Origin of the sequence: Corynebacterium gottingense, assembly GCF_002285125.1 — a bacterium.
Classification (GTDB): domain Bacteria; phylum Actinomycetota; class Actinomycetes; order Mycobacteriales; family Mycobacteriaceae; genus Corynebacterium; species Corynebacterium gottingense.
Genome location: NZ_NSGN01000001.1, coordinates 153,233 through 171,328 on the forward strand (window position 1 = coordinate 153,233; position 18,096 = coordinate 171,328).

The following is an 18,096-nucleotide window of genomic DNA, read 5'->3' on the forward strand; positions in this document are numbered from 1 at the left end:
TCCCCGCCTCACAGTGCGGAATTTAAAGGATGCTTGTCTGGTGCATGCAATATTCACAATGTGCCGTCTTCTCAAATACCCCTGGGCGCGTCAGCGCCTAGGGTGGAGACTGACACTCAGTCTAGCACCAGATCCGCACACACAGGCACGGAGCAGCGACCATGGGAATCACCGCAGAGCACACCGTCCCCGCACCCCGCCTCGAGGTGTGGAATTGGCACGCGCGCCCGGGGGCGGTCACCCGGCTCACCCCGCCGTTTCTGCCCATGACAGTGGCGTCCGAGGCCGCATCGCTTCGCTCCGGAACCACCGTCTTTGCCCTCCCCGCAGGCCAGCGGTGGGTGGCGCAGCACCAGCGCGCCGGGTACGAGTTCGCCCGCTCGTTTGAGGATGTCGCCACCAACCAGTCGGTGCGCGCACTGACCAAATGGCGCCACCGTCACACGTTCCGGGACTCAGTCGAGGACGCTGGCAGCACAGTGCTTCTCGACGCCGTGTCTACCCCCACCCCCGCCCCGCTGCTCACCCCGGCGTTTGCCTACCGCCAGCGGCAGCTGGTCGGCGACATCGCCTTCGCGCAATCACTGCCTGCTTCGACGCCCCTCGTCATCGCCCTCACCGGCTCGAGCGGGCTGGTGGGTACCCACCTCCGCGCGCAGTTGACCACCCTGGGCCACACCGTCATCCCGCTGGTCCGCCACACCGCCGGCCCCGGCGAGCGCCAGTGGGACCCGGACAACCCGCACCCCGACCTGCTCGAGGGGATAGACGCGGTGATCCACCCGGCAGGCGAATCGATCATGGGCCGCTTCACCGATGCGAAGAAGCGCCGGATCTGGGACTCGCGCGTCGCGCCGACGCGGAAGCTCGCCGCACTCGCCGCGGAGCCGGGCGTGCGCACGTTCATCTCCGCCTCCGCCGTCGGGTACTACGGCACCGAGGCGGGCGGCTCCCCTCACGCCGAGGACGCCCCCGTTGGCGCCGGCTTCCTCGCCGAGGTCTGCCAGGCGTGGGAAGAGGCGGCCCGCGTAGAGGGGCTGCGCACTGTGCAGATCCGCACCGGTCTCGCACTGTCTGGGGCTGGCGGACTCCTTCCCGTGCTCAAGGCGAGCGTTTCGGCGGGGCTCGGCGCCCGATTTGGCAGCGGCGATTTCTGGATGTCCTGGGTGAGCCTCGACGACCTCACGGACACCTACGTTCGCGCGCTCCTGGATCACACCGTGTCTGGTCCGGTGAACGCGACGGCCGCGCAGCCCGTCACGAACGCGGAGATGTCCGCCACCCTCGCGGAGGTCCTCCGACGCCCGGACGTCCTGCCCATCCCGACCTTCGGGCCAAAACTGCTGCTCGGTGCGGAGGGAGCCGCCGAGCTTGCGCTCGCGGACCAACGGGTGGACGCGGCGGTCGCTCGCCAGCGCGGCTGGGTGCAGCGCTACCCCACGCTGCGCTCCGCGCTGGACCACGAGCTGGGACGCGAGGACCTCCTCGAGGCGTAGGCGCTACCAGGTACAGTCGTGCGTGTGACTAACAACGAACACGCACCCGACCAGACCGGCGGAGAGGCGACGATCCCGCCCACGCCGGACGAAGACACCGTTGCCAAGGTCAACGCCGACGCGCAGGCGGACCCCGCCAACCAGCTGCACCCCGTGACCATTGAAGCGGTGGAGGAGATCTTCAAGGCGGAAAACCTGGAGTACCGCGTAGAAAACGGCACCCTGCTGTCCGGATTCGTCAACGCCGCGATCGTCGTGGCGATCGACCAGGATCACCTGGTGTTCGAATCCCTGTGGCGCGGCGAGATCCCCAAGGACATGGCCTCCCACATCCTGCTCGCCACCAACGAGCACAACCAGACCCACTTCGCCCCCACGCTCCGCTTCTTCGAGCAGGGCGAGGACCACATTGCGATCAGCGCGGTGCGCTCGATGGACATTACCCACGGCGCGTCGCACAACCAGCTCGGCGCGTTCATCATGAGCTCCATCGACGTCGTGCTGCAGGCGTTCGATTTCCTGGCCACCTCGTTCCCGACCCTGGTTACATGGGAGGACCCGCACAATGAGCACTAAAGACACACAAACCTACACCTCGCTCGTAACCATTGATCGCATCGCCGATGCGATGAGCGCGCACGGTGTCACGATCGAACCCGACGCCAGCGGCCGCGCCGCGGTGGCCAACCTCAACGGGTTCAACGTCCTCTTCGTCCTGCTGGACTCCGTGGCGATCATCCGCGCGGATGCGTCGACCGAGACCCCGGCGGACAGCCCCGACCCCACGGTTTATCTCGCCGCGAACCAGGTGAACTCGACCTTCCTCGACGCACGCGCGCTCGTGGTCAACAAGGCCGACACGCTCATCGTGCGCACCGAATCGGAGACCCAGGTCGCAGCCGGCATGACCGACGAACAGCTGCAAAGCGCGCTCAAGCTGAGTATCGACGGCGTCTTGCAGGCCCAGGACGCCATGCGCGCGCTTGTCGACGAAATGACGCAGGCCCGCGAGAACCGCGACTAGGACTCGGCGAGGCGTTTGAGTTCCTCGTCCTTGTCAAAGGTGGCTTCCGGCCACGTGAGGTCGAGGGACGCGAGGGCGTCGACAAGCAAGGTTTTGACCACGGCACGGCAATACTTCTTGTTGTCGGAGGGGATGCAGTACCAGGGGGCCTCATCCGTCGAGGTCCTGGTCAGCGCGATTTGGTAGGCGGCCATGTACTGCGACCACAATCTGCGGTCATCAATATCGCCCGGGTTGTACTTCCAGTGCTTGTCCGCCCGCTCGATGCGGTCTTTCAAGTTTTCCGCCTGAAAATCGCGGGAAATGTGCGGCATCACCTTGATGATCTTGGTGCCGCGGGCGGCCGCCTCCTTTTCAAAGTCCACGATCGCGCCGTAGCGGCGCTCGATTTCCTCCGGCGGCGCCATCTGCTTCACGCGCTGCACCAGCACGTCCTCGTAGTGTGAACGGTCGAAAACGCTGACCCCGCCCGGCTCGGGCAGGTGCGGGTAGAAACGCCAGAGGAAGTCGTGCTCTGCCTCCTCCTCGGTCGGCTTGCCAAACGCCTGAATGTGGACGCCCTGGGGATCCATTGTCTGCCCCACCACGTGCCGGATGAGGCCGCCCTTGCCGGACGTGTCCATTCCTTGCAACACCAAGAGGACCGAACCGGCGTCCTCGTTTCCCGCGCGGCCGTTGGCAAAGAGCAGCTTGTGGAGCTCGCTCAGCTCGTCGTCGTACGCGTTGAACGCGTCGTCCACGTCGGACACGCCGGGGGTGGCGGCCGGGTCGACATCGTCGAGTTGAAAGTTGGGCCCGACCATGAACGACTTCGCGTCTTCGATCGTCACCTTGGACATGGTTCCTCCTGTGTTGCTCCCCTACGGTGCTGTATCTGTCAACGCAGGATACAGCGAAAGGTGCCCGCCTTTCGGCGAACACCTTCACGTTCTTTCACGTTCTTCTCGTTGCTGCCTAGTTTTCCAGCTTCTCGGCGACAGCGGAGCGCGATTCGGGCGGGACCGCGGCGCCGGCGACGACAGCGGTGACGGCGCGCTGCGCATCATCGGCAGACGTTGCCTCCTGCTCGCCGACACCAGCTTCCTCGGTACCCTCGGCGCCCTCAGCGCCCACAGCATCCTCAGTGTCGTCGGCGAACGGTGCCTCCGGGGCGCCGCGCTGCGCGATACCGTCGAGCACGACGTTGATGTACGGCGACGCCGCCGCACCGGAGTACTCCGCCGCCATCTCCACGCCTTCCTTAATGGAAATCGGCGCGTCAACGTCCTCGTTGTACATGATCTCCCACGCACAGACGCGGAGGATCTGCCGATCCACGGCTGGCAAGCGGAACAGCTCCCAGTCATCCACCAGGTAGCGCTCAATGGCATCGTCCAGGTCGTCGAGCTGCTCGGCGGCTCCGGAGATGATCTGGCGGGTGTAGTCCGCCACCGGCGCCACCGAGTTCTGTGGGTTTCGGGACAGCTCCGCCCGGTCTTCTACAATTTCCACCGGATCCACGTCGCGCGTTTCGGCCTCAAAGAGGATGTCCACCGCGCGGCGGCGGGCGCGGTAGCGCGCCCCGTGGCGTTTGTAGTCAGGCATTAGTTGCTCACGCGAGAGAGGTACTCACCCGTGCGGGTGTCCACCTTGACCACGTTGCCGGTCTCCAGGAACAGCGGAACCTGGATCTCAGCACCGGTCTCCAGCGTCGCCGGCTTGGTGCCGCCGGAGGAGCGGTCGCCCTGCAGGCCCGGCTCGGTGTGCTCGACCTTGAGGTCGACGGAGATCGGCAGCTCGGCGAACAGCGCCTCACCCTCGTGGAAAGAAACCTGCACGCGCATGTTCTCCAGCAGGAAGCGTGCCGCGTCGCCGAACTTGTCAGCGGGCAGCTCGAACTGCTCGAAGGTCTTGTCGTCCATGACGACGTAGCTCGTGCCGTCGTTGTACAGGTAAGTCATGTCGCGGCGGTCCACGGTCGCGGTCTCGACCTTCACACCGGCATTCCAGGTCTTGTCAACGGTCTTGCCGGTGACAACGTCCTTGAGCTTCGTGCGCACGAATGCGGGGCCCTTACCCGGCTTGACGTGCTGGAACTCAATGATCTGCTGGAGCTTGCCCTCGTTCTTGAGCACGAGGCCGTTCTTGAAATCGGCGGTAGTTGCCACGTGAAACCTTTCTTCTGGCATGCCACAAAGCGTGGCTCAACGATGTTGAGACAGTGCGTTCAACAGTGTGCAAACACAACAATGCTACAGCACTGTCAAGTCCTTGGGGAACTTCGTGATCACCTTCGGCGCGCCGGAGGTAATGAACAGGGTATCCTCGATCCTCACGCCGCCGCGCCCCGGGACATAAATACCCGGCTCAATGGTCAACGTCATCCCTTCCTGCAGCGTACCCTTGCCGGTCTTCGCTGCGTACGGTGCCTCGTGGACGTCCAGGCCCACGCCGTGCCCGGTGGAGTGGACAAAGTATTCGCCGTACCCGGCGGCCTCGATCACGTCGCGGCAGGCGGCATCCACGTCGACCAGCTTCGCCCCCGGTACCGCCGCGCGAACGCCGGCGAGCTGGGACTGCAGGGTGACCTCGTAGATCTCGCGCAGGAAATCGTTCGGCTCCCCCAGCGCGAACGTGCGCGTCATGTCGGAGTTGAAGCCGAGTCGGAACATGCCGTAATCAATGGTGACCAGGTCGCCCGTTTCCAGCGTCCGCTCGCCGGCGCCGTGGTGCGGCTTGGCAGAGTTCGGCCCGGAGGCGACGATGGTGTCAAAGCTGGGGCGCTCCGCGCCAAGTTTGCGCATGCGGTATTCCAGGTCCGCGGCGACGTCGCGTTCGGAGCGCCCGGGGGCGAGCTCGCCGGCGTCGATAAGCTGCTCGAGCGCCTGCGTGGCCAAATCGGCCGCCTCCTCGAGTCTGGTCAGCTCGAGCTGGTCCTTGAGCAGGCGGATCTCCTCGACCGCGCCACTGACGGGCACCAGCGTAACGCCCTCCGGGCAGGCGTTGCGCAGCGCTTCCAGCTCGGAGACGCTTACGTAGTCGGCCTCGAAGCCCACGCGGTGGCCGTCCACCACTCCCGCCAGCAGCTCGATGGCCACCTTGCGGGTGATCGTTGCCGGGACGTCCGGGACCTCTTCCGAAATCTGCGTGGCGTAGCGGCCATCTGTCGCCACCTTCGCGGTACGGTCCTTGGACACCAGCAGGGCGCCGTTGGAGCCGGTAAAGCCGGAGAAGTAGCGCACGTGGATCAGGTGGGTCAGCAACATGTCGTCGATCCGCTGCGCCGCCAGGCTCGAGGCCAGCTTGCGGCGCCGGGTTTCAAAACGAGTATCTGCCAGTGACATTCTTTCCTCCTGACGCAAGTTGTACGTGAAAGTTCTACTCTACGTTGTTGGCAAAATATTCGAGGGCGAGCAGGTAGCCCTGCGTGCCAAGCCCTGCGATTACACCGCGCGCGATCGGCGACAGGTACGAGTGGTGGCGGAACTCCTCCCTCGCGTGCACGTTGGAAATGTGCAACTCAATGAACCCGCGATGGTCCGTCAGCTCCACGAGCGCATCGCGCAGCGCCACCGAGGTGTGCGTCCACCCGCCCGGGTTGATGATCACGGGCCAGCGGTGGTCTGCAGCCTCGTGGACCCAGTCCAGCATCTCGCCCTCCTGGTTGGTCTGGCGCACCTCGACCTCCACGCCGAGCTCGGCTGCGCGGTCGTGCAGCCGCTTCTCGACGTCCCCCAGCGTCTCACTCCCGTACACCTCCGGCTGCCGCTTGCCGAGCCGGTTGAGGTTCGGGCCATTGAGCACAAGAATTTTCACAGTTACGCCTCCTGGGTGGGTTGGGAAATTGCGTCGTACGCCGCGCGCATCTCCTCGACGGTTGCATCCTCGAGCCGCGTGCACGAGCCGAGGGCGTTGAGCACCACGAAGCGGATGCGGCCGTCGCGGTTCTTCTTGTCGTGCGTCATCGCCTCGTATAGCTCGTCGAAGGCGCCCGGTTCGTACGAAGTGGGCAGGCCGACAAGGGTGAGGATCTCGCGGTGGAGGTCCAGCAGGGTGGCGTCGATAAGCCCGCGCTCGTGCGCGAGGTGCGCCGCAAACATCATGCCGACACCGACCGCGTTGCCGTGGCGCCAGGTGTATTGCTCGCGACGCTCGATAGCGTGGCCGAGCGTGTGCCCGTAGTTGAGGATTTCGCGCAGCCCGGATTCGGTGAGGTCGCGGCTGACCACGGCCGCCTTGACGGCGACGGAGCGGCGCACCAGCTCCTCCCAATTCCACTCACCGCGGGCGCTGCCGTCGCGGTAGAGGTCGAGGATCTTCGGGTCCGCGATAAAACCGGTCTTGACCAACTCGGCGGAGCCGGACACGATCTCCTCCTCCGGCAGCGTAAAGATCCGCTCGAGGTCAATGAACACGGAGTCCGGCTCATGGAACGCGCCGACCAGATTCTTCCCTACCTCGGTGTTCATGCCGGTCTTGCCGCCCACAGCGGCGTCCACCATCGCGAGCAGCGTGGTCGGAACCTGGATGACCTTGATGCCGCGCATCCACGTCGCGGCGACGAAACCCGCAATGTCTGTTGCCGCGCCGCCGCCGAGGCCGATCACCGCATCCTGGCGCGAGAAGCCGCTCGTACCCAGGAGGTCCCACAGCGTGCTTGCCGTGTCCAGGGACTTGCCCGCCTCCGCGTCCGGGATCTCCGCCATCACCGGCTGAACGCCCACGGCCTCGAGGTCGCCCGCGATGCCACGCGCCACCGCCTTGAGCGCAGCCTGGTGCACGATCGCCACCTTGCGCGCCCCAATCTCTTTGGCGCGAGGCGCGACCTGATCAGTAATGCGGTGCGCGATGTGGATGGTGTACGGCGAAGGTCCGGTGACCTCGACGTGTGCCATAGTGTGCTCCTTTGTGGACGGGTGCGAGTGTGGTCCGATTCTTCCCCAGAATGCCCTCGTGCGCCTGCTCCGGCACGCGCTTGTCCGCGCCTACTCCTCCGAGGACTCGATGATCCCCAGAATCTCCGCGACCACACGCTGTGGGGGGCGCTGGTCCGTGCGAACGCGGTAGTCCGCAACCTCGCGGTAGAACGGCTCGCGGGTAGCCAGGAGGTCGCGGTAGTGCTGCGCTGGGTCATCCGCGTTGAGGACTGGACGCGACGTCTCGTTCGCGGTCCTGCGGATGCCCTCCTCCGCACTCACGTCGATCCACACCACCGTGTGGCGCTGCAGCAGCTGGCGCGTCGAGGCGGTGAGGATTGCCCCTCCGCCCAGGCTCACTACGCCGCCGGTCGCGAGAGCGCGTGCAACGCACCCTGCCTCGATCTCACGGAAGCGCTCCTCACCGACCTCGGAGAAGATTTCCCCGCAGGCTTTGCCCTCGGATTGCTCGATGAGCAGATCAGAGTCCACGATCGGCAGGTTCAGGGCGCTGGCAATCCGGCGCCCGATCGTCGATTTTCCGGCGCCCGGCGGGCCGACCAGCACGATCCTGGGGACGGACGCAACGACGGAGGCCTGCGCAGTGGGCTGGGAATCCGGCGAGGTATCCAGCTCGGGGGTGGTCGCTTCGTCGCGCTCCTGCGCTGACTCAGTGAACGTCATTGGCGTTGCCTTCCTTCTTCTCTCCTGCCGCCTCATGCACCGCGCCGTCTGCAAAATTGAGGCGGCGGCGCACGTCTTCGTTGTACGCGTCGATGTTGCGCTTCGTCTCCTCAAGGCTGTCGCCGCCGAACTTTTCCAGCACCGCGCGCGCAAGCACGAGCGCCACCATGGCCTCGGCGACCACGCCGCCGGCGGGGACGGCGCACACGTCGGAGCGCTGGTGAATGCCCGTCGCGGCCTCGCCCGTAGACATGTCGACCGTCTGCAGGGCTCGGGGGACGGTGGAGATCGGCTTCATCGCCGCACGCACGCGCAGCTGCTCGCCATTGGTCATGCCGCCCTCCAAGCCGCCCGCGCGGTTGGTCAGACGGTGCACGCCGTCCTCGTCGCGCACCATTTCGTCGTGGGCCTCGGAGCCGCGACGACGGGCTTCCTCGAAGCCGTCGCCAATCTCCACGCCCTTGACCGACTGGATCCCCATGAGCGCGGCAGCGAGCTGCGAGTCCAGGCGGTGGTCACCAGAAATGTGGGACCCGAGCCCGATGGGCAGTCCATCCACGATGACCTCGACGATGCCACCTAGGGTGTCGCCGGACTTCTTGGCCGCCTCGATGCAGGACACCATGTCCTCTTCGGCCTCCTTGGAGTACGCGCGCACCGGGGACGCATCAATCGCATCAATGTCCGCGTACGTGGGCGCGGGGCCTGCGTACGGCGCAGACTCGCCGATCGAGATCACGTGCGAGAACACTTCGACGCCCAACGTTTCGCGCAGCAGCGAGCGCGCGACAGTCGCCGCAGCGACGCGTGCCGCGGTCTCGCGGGCGGAGGAGCGCTCCAGGACCGGCCGAGCGGAATCGAACCCATACTTGAGCATGCCGGCAAAGTCTGCGTGGCCCGGGCGCGGGCGAGTCAGGCGCGCCCCGCGCCCGGACGACATCGCCTTTGCCACCTCATCGTCTTCCATGTCCAGTGGGTGCGGCGACATGATCGTCGTCCACTTCGCCCACTCGGAATTGCCAATTTGAATTGCGATTGGGCTGCCGAGCGTTCTGCCGTGCAAAATGCCTGTGAGCAGCGTCAGCTCGTCCGCTTCAAACTTCATGCGCGCGCCACGGCCGTATCCCAGCCGCCGGCGGGCGAGGTGGTGCCCGATCTCCTCCTGGGTCACCGGCACTCCGGCGGGCATATTTTCAATGAGCGCGATCAGCGCTTGTCCATGGGATTCCCCAGCGGTAGTCCAACGAAGCATGAAGGCATTGTCTCACAACGCCGCCGCGATCGAGCTCTTTAGCCCAACAAATGTTCCAACGGTCCACGCCGCTGCCAGCATCTGGGGGCCGTGCGGCAGTGCCGCTCGCCCTGCCATCCACCCGCGCACAACCGTGAGCAGTCCCGCGAGCCCTACCGCGGCGAGCACCGCGAACGGACCTCCAAGCGCGGCGAGAAGCACTCCGAGCGGGACGGCAAGCTTTACATCACCGCCGCCCATGCCGGGGCCAGCGAGATAGGCGGCAGGCCACGCAAGGCCCCACGCGAGGTACGGCGAGGCGACGCAGGCTGCCAGGGCAACGAGCGCGGGCGGGGCCGTCAGCCCATTGGGCAAACGTGAGTGCCTCGCGTCAATGCGCGCGAGCGCCACGCTCCACCCGACGAACGTGCACAGCGCCAGCCAGGTGACGCCGGCTGGCCCAAATAATGCGAATTCCGCGCTGAAGAGCGCTCCCCCAATCCCCATGGGGTGAAAGTCTAGGCCGCCGCCCCGCGCGCCGCAGAGCGAGCGCTGTGCGGGCGCTGTGCTAGCGCGATGCCCCCGCTTCCCCGGCACCACTGGCCGGCTCGTCCCAGTGGCGCATCAGTGCATCACGCATGGCGTCGCGGGGCGCCGCAACGCCGGTGAACTGTTCGAACTGCGAGTACGACTGCCCGGCGAGCATGGTGAGCCCGCCGACCGTCGGGTACCCGTTCGCGGCGGCTCGCACTGCCAGCGGCGTCGGCCACGGGTTATAGATCACGTCGAGCACCGGCGCGTGGCCAAGCTGCACGTCGTAGGGCGCGACCGCAGCAGCCGGGACGGTGGAGACAATGACGTCGGCGCGAACTGCAAGTGCTTCGAGGTCGCCGGTGTAGCCGTGGAATTGGAAGTCCACGCCTTCCACCAGCGAGGCGATCTCGCCCGATCGGTCGGAGCGGTTCACCACGTCGATGCGCGCTACACCCGCGTGGCGCAGCGCCCACAGCGCCGGGCGCGCCGTGCCGCCGGCGCCGATGACCAAGGCGGTGCGCGGCGTCGCCGCGCCGAGCAGCGCGGAGAGCGCCGCGGCAATTCCCTCGCAATCGGTGTTGTCGGCGTACCAGCCGTCGTCGGTACGCACGAGCGTGTTCGCGGAGCCGATCGCGGTGGCCCGCTCTGACGCCGTGGCAGCAAACTCCAGGGCCGCAAACTTGGCGGGCATGGTGACGGAGAACCCGCGGTATGTGGGATCGGCCCCACCCACAATCGCCGGCAGCGTCTCTGCGGTGCACTCGATGCGCTCGTACACCCAGCCGTCGAGGCCCGCAGCCCGGTACCCAGCGGTGTGGAGCACGGGCGACAACGAGTGTTCGATTGGGCTGCCGAGGACCGCCGCGCGGTGCGTGGGTGGCTGCGTCATGCTGGTTCGCCCCTACCGCTGGGAGTCAAGCACGCCGGAGTCGATCGCGCGGCGCGTGTCTTCCTGGTGCTGCTCGAAGGTGTCGTTGAACACGGTCGTGCCGTCCTTGTCCACGGTGACGAAGAACAGCCAATTGCCGTCGGCGGGGTGCTCCATCGCGTCGAGGGCTTCGACGGACGGCGAGGCGATCGGGGTCTGCGGCAGCCCGTCCATGGCGTAGGTGTTCCACGGGGTGACGCGCTGGCGGTCCTCGTCCGTGGTCGCGACCTCGACGTTGGGCAGGCCGTAGTTCACGGTGGAGTCAAACTCCAGGCGCATCGGCTCGTTGAGGCGGTTCAGGATCACTCGGGCGACCTTGTCAAACTCGCCTGCCGGCGCTTCGCGTTCAACCAGCGAGGCGGCAACCAGCAGCTCGTACGGGCTGAGGCCCACGTTTTCAGAACGGGACGCGATGTCGGTGGAGTTGTACACCTCAGCGGAACGGGTAATCAGGTCCGTGAGGATCTGCTCCGCCGTTGCACCCGGGTCGATGATGTACTCGCCCGGTGCGATCAGGCCCTCCAGGCGCTTCGCGTCGCCCTTCCGCGCGTCCACCGTCTCGACGGCCCACTCCGGCACGCCCAGGCTCGCCGCGTCCGCATCGGACGCCACGTGGTTGAGGCGCTCGACGTCCACGCAGCCCTGCGCCATCTCGCTGCCGCACGTCACGTTCTGAATCATGGTGAGGATGCCTTCGCGCTTCTGCCCACCGACCACGTTGATGTCCATGAGCGTCGCGCCGCCGTAGACCTGGAGCGGGGTGACCTTCTTGTTCGGGTCCAGCAGCGCAGACACGGCGCTCTCCGCGCTCATTTCCTTTTCCAGGCGGTAGAAGCCCGGCTGGATATTGTCGGAGTCTGGGTCGCTCGCAGCCGCGGCCTGGAACGCCTTGTTGGAGCCGACGATGCCGCGCTCCTCAAGCTCGGGGCCGAGCGCGGAGATATTCGAGCCCTCGGGGATTTCCACGACCTGCTCCTCGCCGTTGCCCTCGCCCTTAAAGTCATCCGGCGAGGCGGTTTGGTGCGCAACGGCGATCCACGCAATCAGGCCGATGATCAGCAGGATTGAGGCGACGAGGACCGCGATCCCTCGCGTCCGCCGCTGGGCGTTGTTTCGGGAAGTCACGATTCGTTCTCCTTGAGGTAGTTGTGCCGGCCATCAAGCCACGTTTGCAAGATTTCCACTGCCGCCGCTTGGTCGATCACGGCGCGCTGATCCTTTTCACTGCGGCCGGAGGCCCGCATCGCGTGCGTCGCCGCGACAGTCGTCAGCCGCTCGTCCGCCATCCGTACGGCCACGTCGCCGTTGCGCCGCCGGATACGGAAAGCGATCTCCTTGGCGTGCTTCACGCTTTTCGAGCCGTTTCCTTTGAGGTCGCGGGGAAGTCCGACGACGACTTCGACGGCCCCGTAGGCGTCGATAAGCTCGAGCAACCGCTCGATGTCCTCGCCGTCCCGGTCCTTGAACCCGGTGACGCGCTTGACGGTCTCCACCGGCATGGCCAACTTCGCGTCGCGGTCCGACGCCGCGACACCGATGCGGACCGTGCCCACATCGATACCGAGTCTGCGCCCCGGGCCGGGGTCTTCGACGCCCGGTGTGTCAGGCTCAACCTTCAAAAGTTTCTCCGATCTACAGGTCGGGGCTCATGCGTACGAGCAATCGCTTATCGACGCTAGCGTCAAACCGCGTACGGCGCTCACAGCCAAAATACCGTCTACGCACAAAAGGCCAGGACACGCCGACGGCGTGTCCCTTGACCAATTTGTTACATTTGCAGCTTACTTGCCGGCGAGCTCCTCGCGCAGCGCGGCCAGGCCAGCCGTAATGCCGTCCGGATTGCTGCCGGAGCCCTGTGCCAGGTCCGGCTTGCCGCCACCCTTACCGTCAATGTAGCCGCCGACCAGCTTGACCAGGTCCCCAGACTTCACGCCGGCGGCGACGGCCTCCTTGTTTGCGGCCACGGCGAACGGGACCTTGCCGCCGTCGTTGGACGCCAGGGCCACCACGGAAGGCTCGGTGCCGAGCTTGCCTCGGACGTCCTGGGCGATGGTGCGAAGATCGCCGCCGGACACTCCGTCCGGAAGGTGGACGGCGACGAGCTTGAACGCACCGACGTGCTCCGCGTTCTTTGCCAGGCCCGCCGTCTGCGCGAGCAACTGCTGGCGGTGCAGCGCCTCGATCTCCTTCTCCGCGGCGCGGAGACGCTCGGTGAGCTGCGCGATGCGGTCGGGCAGCTGGTCGGTCGGGGTCTTCAGCTCCGCGGCGATGCCGGAAGCAAGGGCCGCCTCCTTGGAGAAGTAATCGAAGGAGTGCATGCCCGAATAGGCCTCGATACGCCGCGCGCCGGAGCCGACGGAGGACTCGCCCAGCACGGCGACCGGGCCGATCTGCGAGGAGTGTGCGACGTGCGTGCCGCCGCACAGCTCGATGGAGAACGGGCCGCCGATCTCCACCACACGCACCTGGTCGCCGTAGTTCTCGCCGAACAGCGCCATCGCGCCCATTTCCTTGGCCTTGTCCAGGGAGGTCTCGATGGTGTTGACGGCAAAGTCCGCGTCGACCGCCTGGTTGGTCACGGTGGCGATCTCTTTGAGCTGGGCGTCGGTGAGCTGGTCGGTGTAGTTGAAGTCGAAGCGCAGGTAGCCCGGCTTGTTCAGCGAGCCGGCCTGGACCGCGGTGGGCCCAAGCACCTGGCGCAGCGCAGCGTGGATTAGGTGCGTTGCGGTGTGTGCCTGGCGCGCGCCGTGGCGCCAGGCCTCGTCCACCTCCGCCGTCACGGTCTGGCCGAGGTCCAGCCCGCCGTGCTCCACGGTGGCCTTGTGCACCCAGAGCTTCTTGCCCACCTTCTGCACGTCGTTGACGTTGAGTACGGTGTCGCCCACCACGATGCGGCCGCGGTCTGCCATCTGGCCGCCGGCCTCGGCGTACATCGGGGTGACATCGAGGATGACCTCGACCTCGTCGCCGGCCGTCGCCTCGTTCACCTTCGCGCCGTCGCGCACGAGGCCGAGCACCTTGCCCTCGTGCGACAGCTCGCCGTAGCCCACGAACTCGGTGGGGTGCGCGTCAACCCACTCGCGGTAGAGCGACTCGTCGATGTTGCCCTGCTTCTTCGCCTTATTGTCCGCCTTCGCGCGCGCACGCTGCTCCTGCATCGCCGCGTCGAACGCCGCCATGTCCACGTCGAGGCCAGCCTCGCGCGCCATCTCCAGCGTCAGGTCGATCGGGAACCCGTAGGTGTCGTGCAGCTCGAAGGCCTGCTCACCCGGCAGCGTCGTGGCACCGGACTCGCGCAGCGCGGACGCAGCCTCGTCGAAGCGGCTGGTGCCGGAGGCGAGCGTCTTCAGGAAGGCGCGCTCCTCGGCCACAGCGACGCGCAAGATGCGCTCGCGGTTGTCCGCGATCTCCGGGAACGAGGGAGTCATTGTGTCCATGATCGTGTTCATGAAGACCTCAAGCACCTTTCCCTCGGCGCCAAGCAGGCGGGCGGAGCGGACGATGCGGCGCAGCAGGCGGCGCAGGATGTAGCCGCGGCCCTCGTTGGACGGGGTCACGCCGTCCAGGATGATCATCATGCCGGTGCGGGAGTGGTCCGCAATGACGCGGAAGCGCACATCATCCTCGTGCTTCCCTGCGTCGTACTGGGTGCCGGTGAGCCTGACGGCCTCGTCGATCACCGGCCGCAGCAGGTCGGTCTCGTACACGTTGTCAACGCCCTGGAGGAGGCACGCGACGCGCTCGATGCCCAGGCCGGTATCGATGTTCTTCTTCGGCAGCTCGCCAAGCAGGTCGAAGCCGCCCTTCTTGTCGCCTTCGCCGCGGATGGATTCCATGAACACCAGGTTCCAGATCTCCATGTAGCGGGAGTCGTCCGCCTCCGGGCCGCCCTCCTTGCCGTACTCAGGGCCACGGTCGTAGTAAATCTCGGAGCACGGACCGCACGGGCCGGGCACGCCCATGGACCAGAAGTTGTCCTCCATCCCCATGCGCTGAATGCGCGACTCCGGCACGCCAATCTTGTCGCGCCAGATTTCCAGGGCCTCGTCGTCGTCCAGGTAGACGGTGACCCACAGGCGCTCCGGGTCCAGTCCGAAGCCACCGTCCTCAGCCGAGTTGGTCAACAGCGTCCACGCGTGAGTAATCGCACCTTCCTTGAAGTACTGGCCAAAGGAGAAGTTGCCAGCCATCTGGAAGAAGGTGTTGTGGCGGGTGGTCACGCCCACCTCTTCAATATCCAGCGTGCGCACGCACTTCTGAATCGAGGTGGCAAGGCCGTTTTCAAACGGCGGGTTCTGCTGGCCCAGGAAGTACGGCTTGAAAGGCACCATGCCGGCGTTGACAAAGAGCAGCTGCGGGTCGTCCAGGATCAGCGAAGCGCTCGGCACGGGCGTGTGCCCGGCCTGAACAAAGTGGTTGGTAAACCGCTCACGGATCTCATGTGTCTGCACGAGGTGATGTCCTTTCAAAGCTCGTATTTGTCCCGCACTACTCTACCCCGGCGTGTGAATCCGGAGACAGTGCGCGTCGATAAGCAATGCCCCGCGCTTAGTCCTTTCCCCGAATCACGCGGCGCAGCCGACCGAGGAAATCGCGGATCCGCTTCTCCGCGCCGTGATCGGTCGGCGTGTAGTACTCCGCGCCGAGCAGCTCGTCCGGGAGGTACTGCTGCGTGACCACGCCGCGGGGGTCATCGTGCGGGTACTTGTAGCCGACAGCGTTGCCCATCGCCTTCGCGCCCTCGTAGTGGCCGTCGCGCAGGTGCGGGGGCACCGCGCCGATGTTGCCGGCGGCGACGTCCTGCTGCGCGCGGGTGATCCCCTGGATGACCGACGGCGACTTCGGCGCGGTGGCTAGGTGAATCGTCGCCTGCGCGAGCGGGAGCCGGCCCTCCGGCATCCCGATGAACTGCACCGCGTTGGCCGCGGCGATGGCCGTCTGCAGCGCGGTCGGATCCGCCATCCCGATGTCCTCGGACGCGTGGATGACCAGGCGTCGGGCGATGAAGCGGGGGTCCTCGCCCGCCTCGATCATCCGCGCCAGGTAGTGCAGCGCGGCGTCCACGTCGGAGCCGCGGATCGATTTAATAAACGCGGAGACGACGTCGTAGTGCTGGTCGCCGTCCCGGTCGTAGCGCACCACCGCGCGGTTCACGTTGTCGCGCAGCGTATCCACCGTGATCGTCCCGCCGGCGGGCACCGCCTCGGCCGCCGCCTCCAGGTAGGTCAGCGCGCGCCGCGCGTCGCCGCCGGCCAGTGTGATCAGCTGCTCGCGCGCGTCGTCCGCAAGCTCCACCGTGCCGGCGAGCCCGCGCTGTGCCACGACCGCGTTCTCAATCACCTTGCGCAGGTCCTCGCGAGAGAGCGACTCCAGCTTGAGCAGCAACGAACGGGACAGCAGCGGGGCGACGACGCTGAACGAGGGGTTCTCCGTCGTCGCTGCAACCAGCAGGACCGTGCGGTTCTCCACCGCCCCCAGCAGCGCGTCCTGCTGGGTTTTGGAGAAGCGGTGGACCTCGTCAATAAACAGCACCGTCTTCTCGCCCCGGATGAGGTCGCGCCGCGCTTGGTCAATGACCTGGCGCACCTCTTTCACGCCGCTGGACAGGGCAGAAAGGCCGACGAAATTCTGCTCCATCGACTGCGCGATCAGCGACGCGATCGTCGTCTTGCCCGTTCCGGGCGGCCCGTACAGGATGACGGAGGCAGCCCCCGAGCCCTCGACGAGGCGGCGCAACGGCTTCCCCTCGCTGAGCAAATGCGCCTGCCCCGCGATCTCATCAAGCGAGCGCGGGCGCATCCGCGCAGCCAGCGGGGCGGTTTGCCCCGCCTCGAAGAAGCTCGCGCCGCGCAGACCTGCCGCGGGGCCACCGGGGTCACCGGGGTCACCGGGGTCACCGGGGCCGGGAGTTGGCCCGCCGAGCCCGCCGCCAAACAAATCTTCTTGTGCCATTGCCACCCCGCCTACGCAAACCGCTTCGCCACGGTGCGGGCAAAGTCAGCGATCACGAGGTACGCCGTGTCGCGCCCGGTGCCGGCAAACGCGGCGAGCGCCTCGAACGTCTCCTGCAGGTCGCGGCGCACGAGCTGCTCCTCCTCGGTGAACGGTCCCTGGCTCTGCGGGCGGAGGATGTCCGAGCCGCCGTGTAGCGTCTCCGCGCCGCTCGCCGCTTCGCCCTGCGCGGTGAGCCGTTCGCTGTGGGGTGCGACGCCGGCGTCGATAAGCTCTTGCGCGAGCTCGGCATCACTGGCCGCAAGCTCGGCGACGGTGAACTGCCCCATCACGGAGAGGCTGGACAGCGCCCACGCGACCATGGCGCCGGTGATCCGGGCGTGGAGCGTGTCCTCGTGCAGGAATGCGGGCCAGATCCCGCGGACCTCCTGCACCCACGCGCTGATGAACGCCTCGATGGCCACGTCACTGTAGCCCCACGCGGAGACGTAGAGCGGGAACCCGGCGACCACGAACGCCACGTCGAAGGAGACGTCGCGGAAACCCGCCCACTCGTAGTCCAGGAACTGCGTGCGGTCCGCGTAGATGATGTTGTCGGGCGACAGGTCAAAGGGAGTAAACGCCCGCGAGCCCCCTTTGAACAGGCGCTTGCGCACGTTGGCGGCGGTCAGCCGAACCTCCGTCGGCACGTCGAGCCCGCTGCGTTCGAGCATGTCCAGGCCAAAGTCGAAGCGGTGCGCAAGCAGGCGCTCGCGCAGGTGCTGCATCGTATCCGCTCCGCTGCGCTGGCGGGCCGCTTGTGCGAACAGTACGTCGAACGCGTCCTCGCGGCCGGCCGAGCCGACGTGCATCCGCCCCAGCGCAGTGCCGAGGTTGCGCAGCAGCTGCACGTGCTGCTCCTCATCCGCGCTGTCCAGCAGCGTGGCCAGGGTGTCGCCTTCGCCCGAATCGGAAATAATGACGATGCGCTGGTCAATGTCGTAGCCAAGAAGGACCGGGCCTGGCCGGACATCTTCGCTTAACGACGTCGTGAACTGGTAGGCAACCACTTCCCGCAAAAAGGCAGCGTCCTCCAGCACGTTGCCGGTCTCTGGCGAGTACTTCACCACAACGGTCCGGTGCTGCAGGAACGGGTTGTTGGACACGCGGGCACGGAACACACTGGCAACGCCGGAGCCACCCAGACGCTGTACCTCGCCGAGCGTCTGGGTGCCGCCGTAGCGCCGAGTGAGAATCTCCTCCGCCTCGGCGATGATCTGCTCTTGGTCCATGCTGAACCTCTCCTTGCGGGTTACTCGGTTCTCAGTGTGACATACCAGTGGCCCCGGGCGCGACGTTTCCGCCATTCCCGG

General features: G+C 66.5%; 18 protein-coding genes. 3 read left to right on the forward strand and 15 right to left on the reverse strand.

Annotated elements, in window-relative coordinates:
• Positions 1-161 precede the first annotated feature (161 nt).
• Genes CKJ82_RS00725 through CKJ82_RS00735 form a run of 3 tightly spaced genes read left to right on the forward strand, consistent with a single transcriptional unit; the run spans position 162 to position 2,520 of the window.
• Positions 162-1,496, forward strand: a complete 1,335-nt coding sequence (locus CKJ82_RS00725; RefSeq protein WP_095536634.1) for a TIGR01777 family oxidoreductase — start codon at positions 162-164, stop codon at positions 1,494-1,496.
• Positions 1,497-1,520: 24 nt separating this feature from the next.
• Positions 1,521-2,072 carry a type III secretion system chaperone family protein gene (locus CKJ82_RS00730; RefSeq protein ID WP_233125449.1) on the forward strand — a complete coding sequence of 184 codons (552 nt, stop codon included), beginning with the start codon at positions 1,521-1,523 and terminating at the stop codon, positions 2,070-2,072.
• Positions 2,062-2,520 (forward strand): YbjN domain-containing protein, encoded by a 459-nt coding sequence (locus tag CKJ82_RS00735; protein ID WP_095536635.1) that lies wholly within the window; start codon positions 2,062-2,064, stop codon positions 2,518-2,520. The genes CKJ82_RS00730 and CKJ82_RS00735 overlap by 11 nt, the downstream gene beginning before the upstream one ends.
• Here the strand turns inward: CKJ82_RS00735 and CKJ82_RS00740 are convergent.
• The 15 genes from CKJ82_RS00740 to CKJ82_RS00810 all read right to left on the reverse strand — a co-directional run bounded on the left by CKJ82_RS00740 (position 2,517) and on the right by CKJ82_RS00810 (position 18,015).
• Positions 2,517-3,359, reverse strand: a complete 843-nt coding sequence (locus CKJ82_RS00740) for a PPK2 family polyphosphate kinase (protein ID WP_095536636.1) — start codon at positions 3,357-3,359, stop codon at positions 2,517-2,519. The two genes, CKJ82_RS00735 and CKJ82_RS00740, sit on opposite strands and share 4 nt — an antisense overlap.
• Before the next feature lie 115 nt (positions 3,360-3,474).
• Entirely contained in the window at positions 3,475-4,104 is a 630-nt protein-coding gene (nusB, locus tag CKJ82_RS00745) for a transcription antitermination factor NusB (protein ID WP_095536637.1), read from the reverse strand.
• Positions 4,104-4,667, reverse strand: a complete 564-nt coding sequence (efp, locus tag CKJ82_RS00750; RefSeq protein WP_095276375.1) for an elongation factor P — start codon at positions 4,665-4,667, stop codon at positions 4,104-4,106. The genes nusB and efp overlap by 1 nt, the downstream gene beginning before the upstream one ends.
• Before the next feature lie 84 nt (positions 4,668-4,751).
• The gene (locus CKJ82_RS00755) at positions 4,752-5,843 is read right to left on the reverse strand and encodes an aminopeptidase P family protein (protein WP_095536638.1); all 1,092 of its coding nucleotides are present in this window, start codon (positions 5,841-5,843) and stop codon (positions 4,752-4,754) included.
• A 34-nt stretch (positions 5,844-5,877) separates the two neighbouring features.
• Positions 5,878-6,315: a type II 3-dehydroquinate dehydratase gene (aroQ, locus tag CKJ82_RS00760; RefSeq protein WP_095536639.1), complete on the reverse strand. Its 438-nt coding sequence runs from the start codon at positions 6,313-6,315 to the stop codon at positions 5,878-5,880.
• 2 nt (positions 6,316-6,317) lie between these two features.
• A complete protein-coding gene (gene aroB / locus CKJ82_RS00765; protein WP_095536640.1) occupies positions 6,318-7,394 on the reverse strand; it encodes a 3-dehydroquinate synthase in 1,077 nt (358 codons plus the stop codon).
• 90 nt (positions 7,395-7,484) lie between these two features.
• Positions 7,485-8,099, reverse strand: a complete 615-nt coding sequence (locus CKJ82_RS00770; RefSeq protein WP_095536641.1) for a shikimate kinase — start codon at positions 8,097-8,099, stop codon at positions 7,485-7,487.
• Positions 8,086-9,351 (reverse strand): chorismate synthase, encoded by a 1,266-nt coding sequence (gene aroC, locus CKJ82_RS00775; protein ID WP_095536642.1) that lies wholly within the window; start codon positions 9,349-9,351, stop codon positions 8,086-8,088. The genes CKJ82_RS00770 and aroC overlap by 14 nt, the downstream gene beginning before the upstream one ends.
• Positions 9,352-9,363: 12 nt before the next feature.
• Positions 9,364-9,837, reverse strand: coding sequence for a prepilin peptidase (locus CKJ82_RS00780; RefSeq protein ID WP_095536837.1), 474 nt, complete (start codon positions 9,835-9,837; stop codon positions 9,364-9,366).
• A gap of 61 nt (positions 9,838-9,898) precedes the next feature.
• Positions 9,899-10,753: a shikimate dehydrogenase gene (locus CKJ82_RS00785; protein ID WP_095536643.1), complete on the reverse strand. Its 855-nt coding sequence runs from the start codon at positions 10,751-10,753 to the stop codon at positions 9,899-9,901.
• 12 nt (positions 10,754-10,765) lie between these two features.
• Entirely contained in the window at positions 10,766-11,917 is a 1,152-nt protein-coding gene (gene mltG, locus CKJ82_RS00790) for an endolytic transglycosylase MltG (RefSeq protein ID WP_095276351.1), read from the reverse strand.
• Positions 11,914-12,411, reverse strand: a complete 498-nt coding sequence (gene ruvX, locus CKJ82_RS00795; protein WP_095536644.1) for a Holliday junction resolvase RuvX — start codon at positions 12,409-12,411, stop codon at positions 11,914-11,916. The genes mltG and ruvX overlap by 4 nt, the downstream gene beginning before the upstream one ends.
• A 162-nt stretch (positions 12,412-12,573) precedes the next feature.
• Entirely contained in the window at positions 12,574-15,243 is a 2,670-nt protein-coding gene (gene alaS / locus CKJ82_RS00800) for an alanine--tRNA ligase (RefSeq protein WP_095536645.1), read from the reverse strand.
• 97 nt (positions 15,244-15,340) lie between these two features.
• Complete coding sequence (locus tag CKJ82_RS00805) at positions 15,341-16,744, reverse strand: replication-associated recombination protein A (RefSeq protein ID WP_095536646.1); 1,404 nt, start codon at positions 16,742-16,744, stop codon at positions 15,341-15,343.
• Positions 16,745-16,755: 11 nt separating this feature from the next.
• The gene (locus CKJ82_RS00810; RefSeq protein WP_095536647.1) at positions 16,756-18,015 is read right to left on the reverse strand and encodes a protein kinase family protein; all 1,260 of its coding nucleotides are present in this window, start codon (positions 18,013-18,015) and stop codon (positions 16,756-16,758) included.
• Positions 18,016-18,096: the final 81 nt, after the last annotated feature.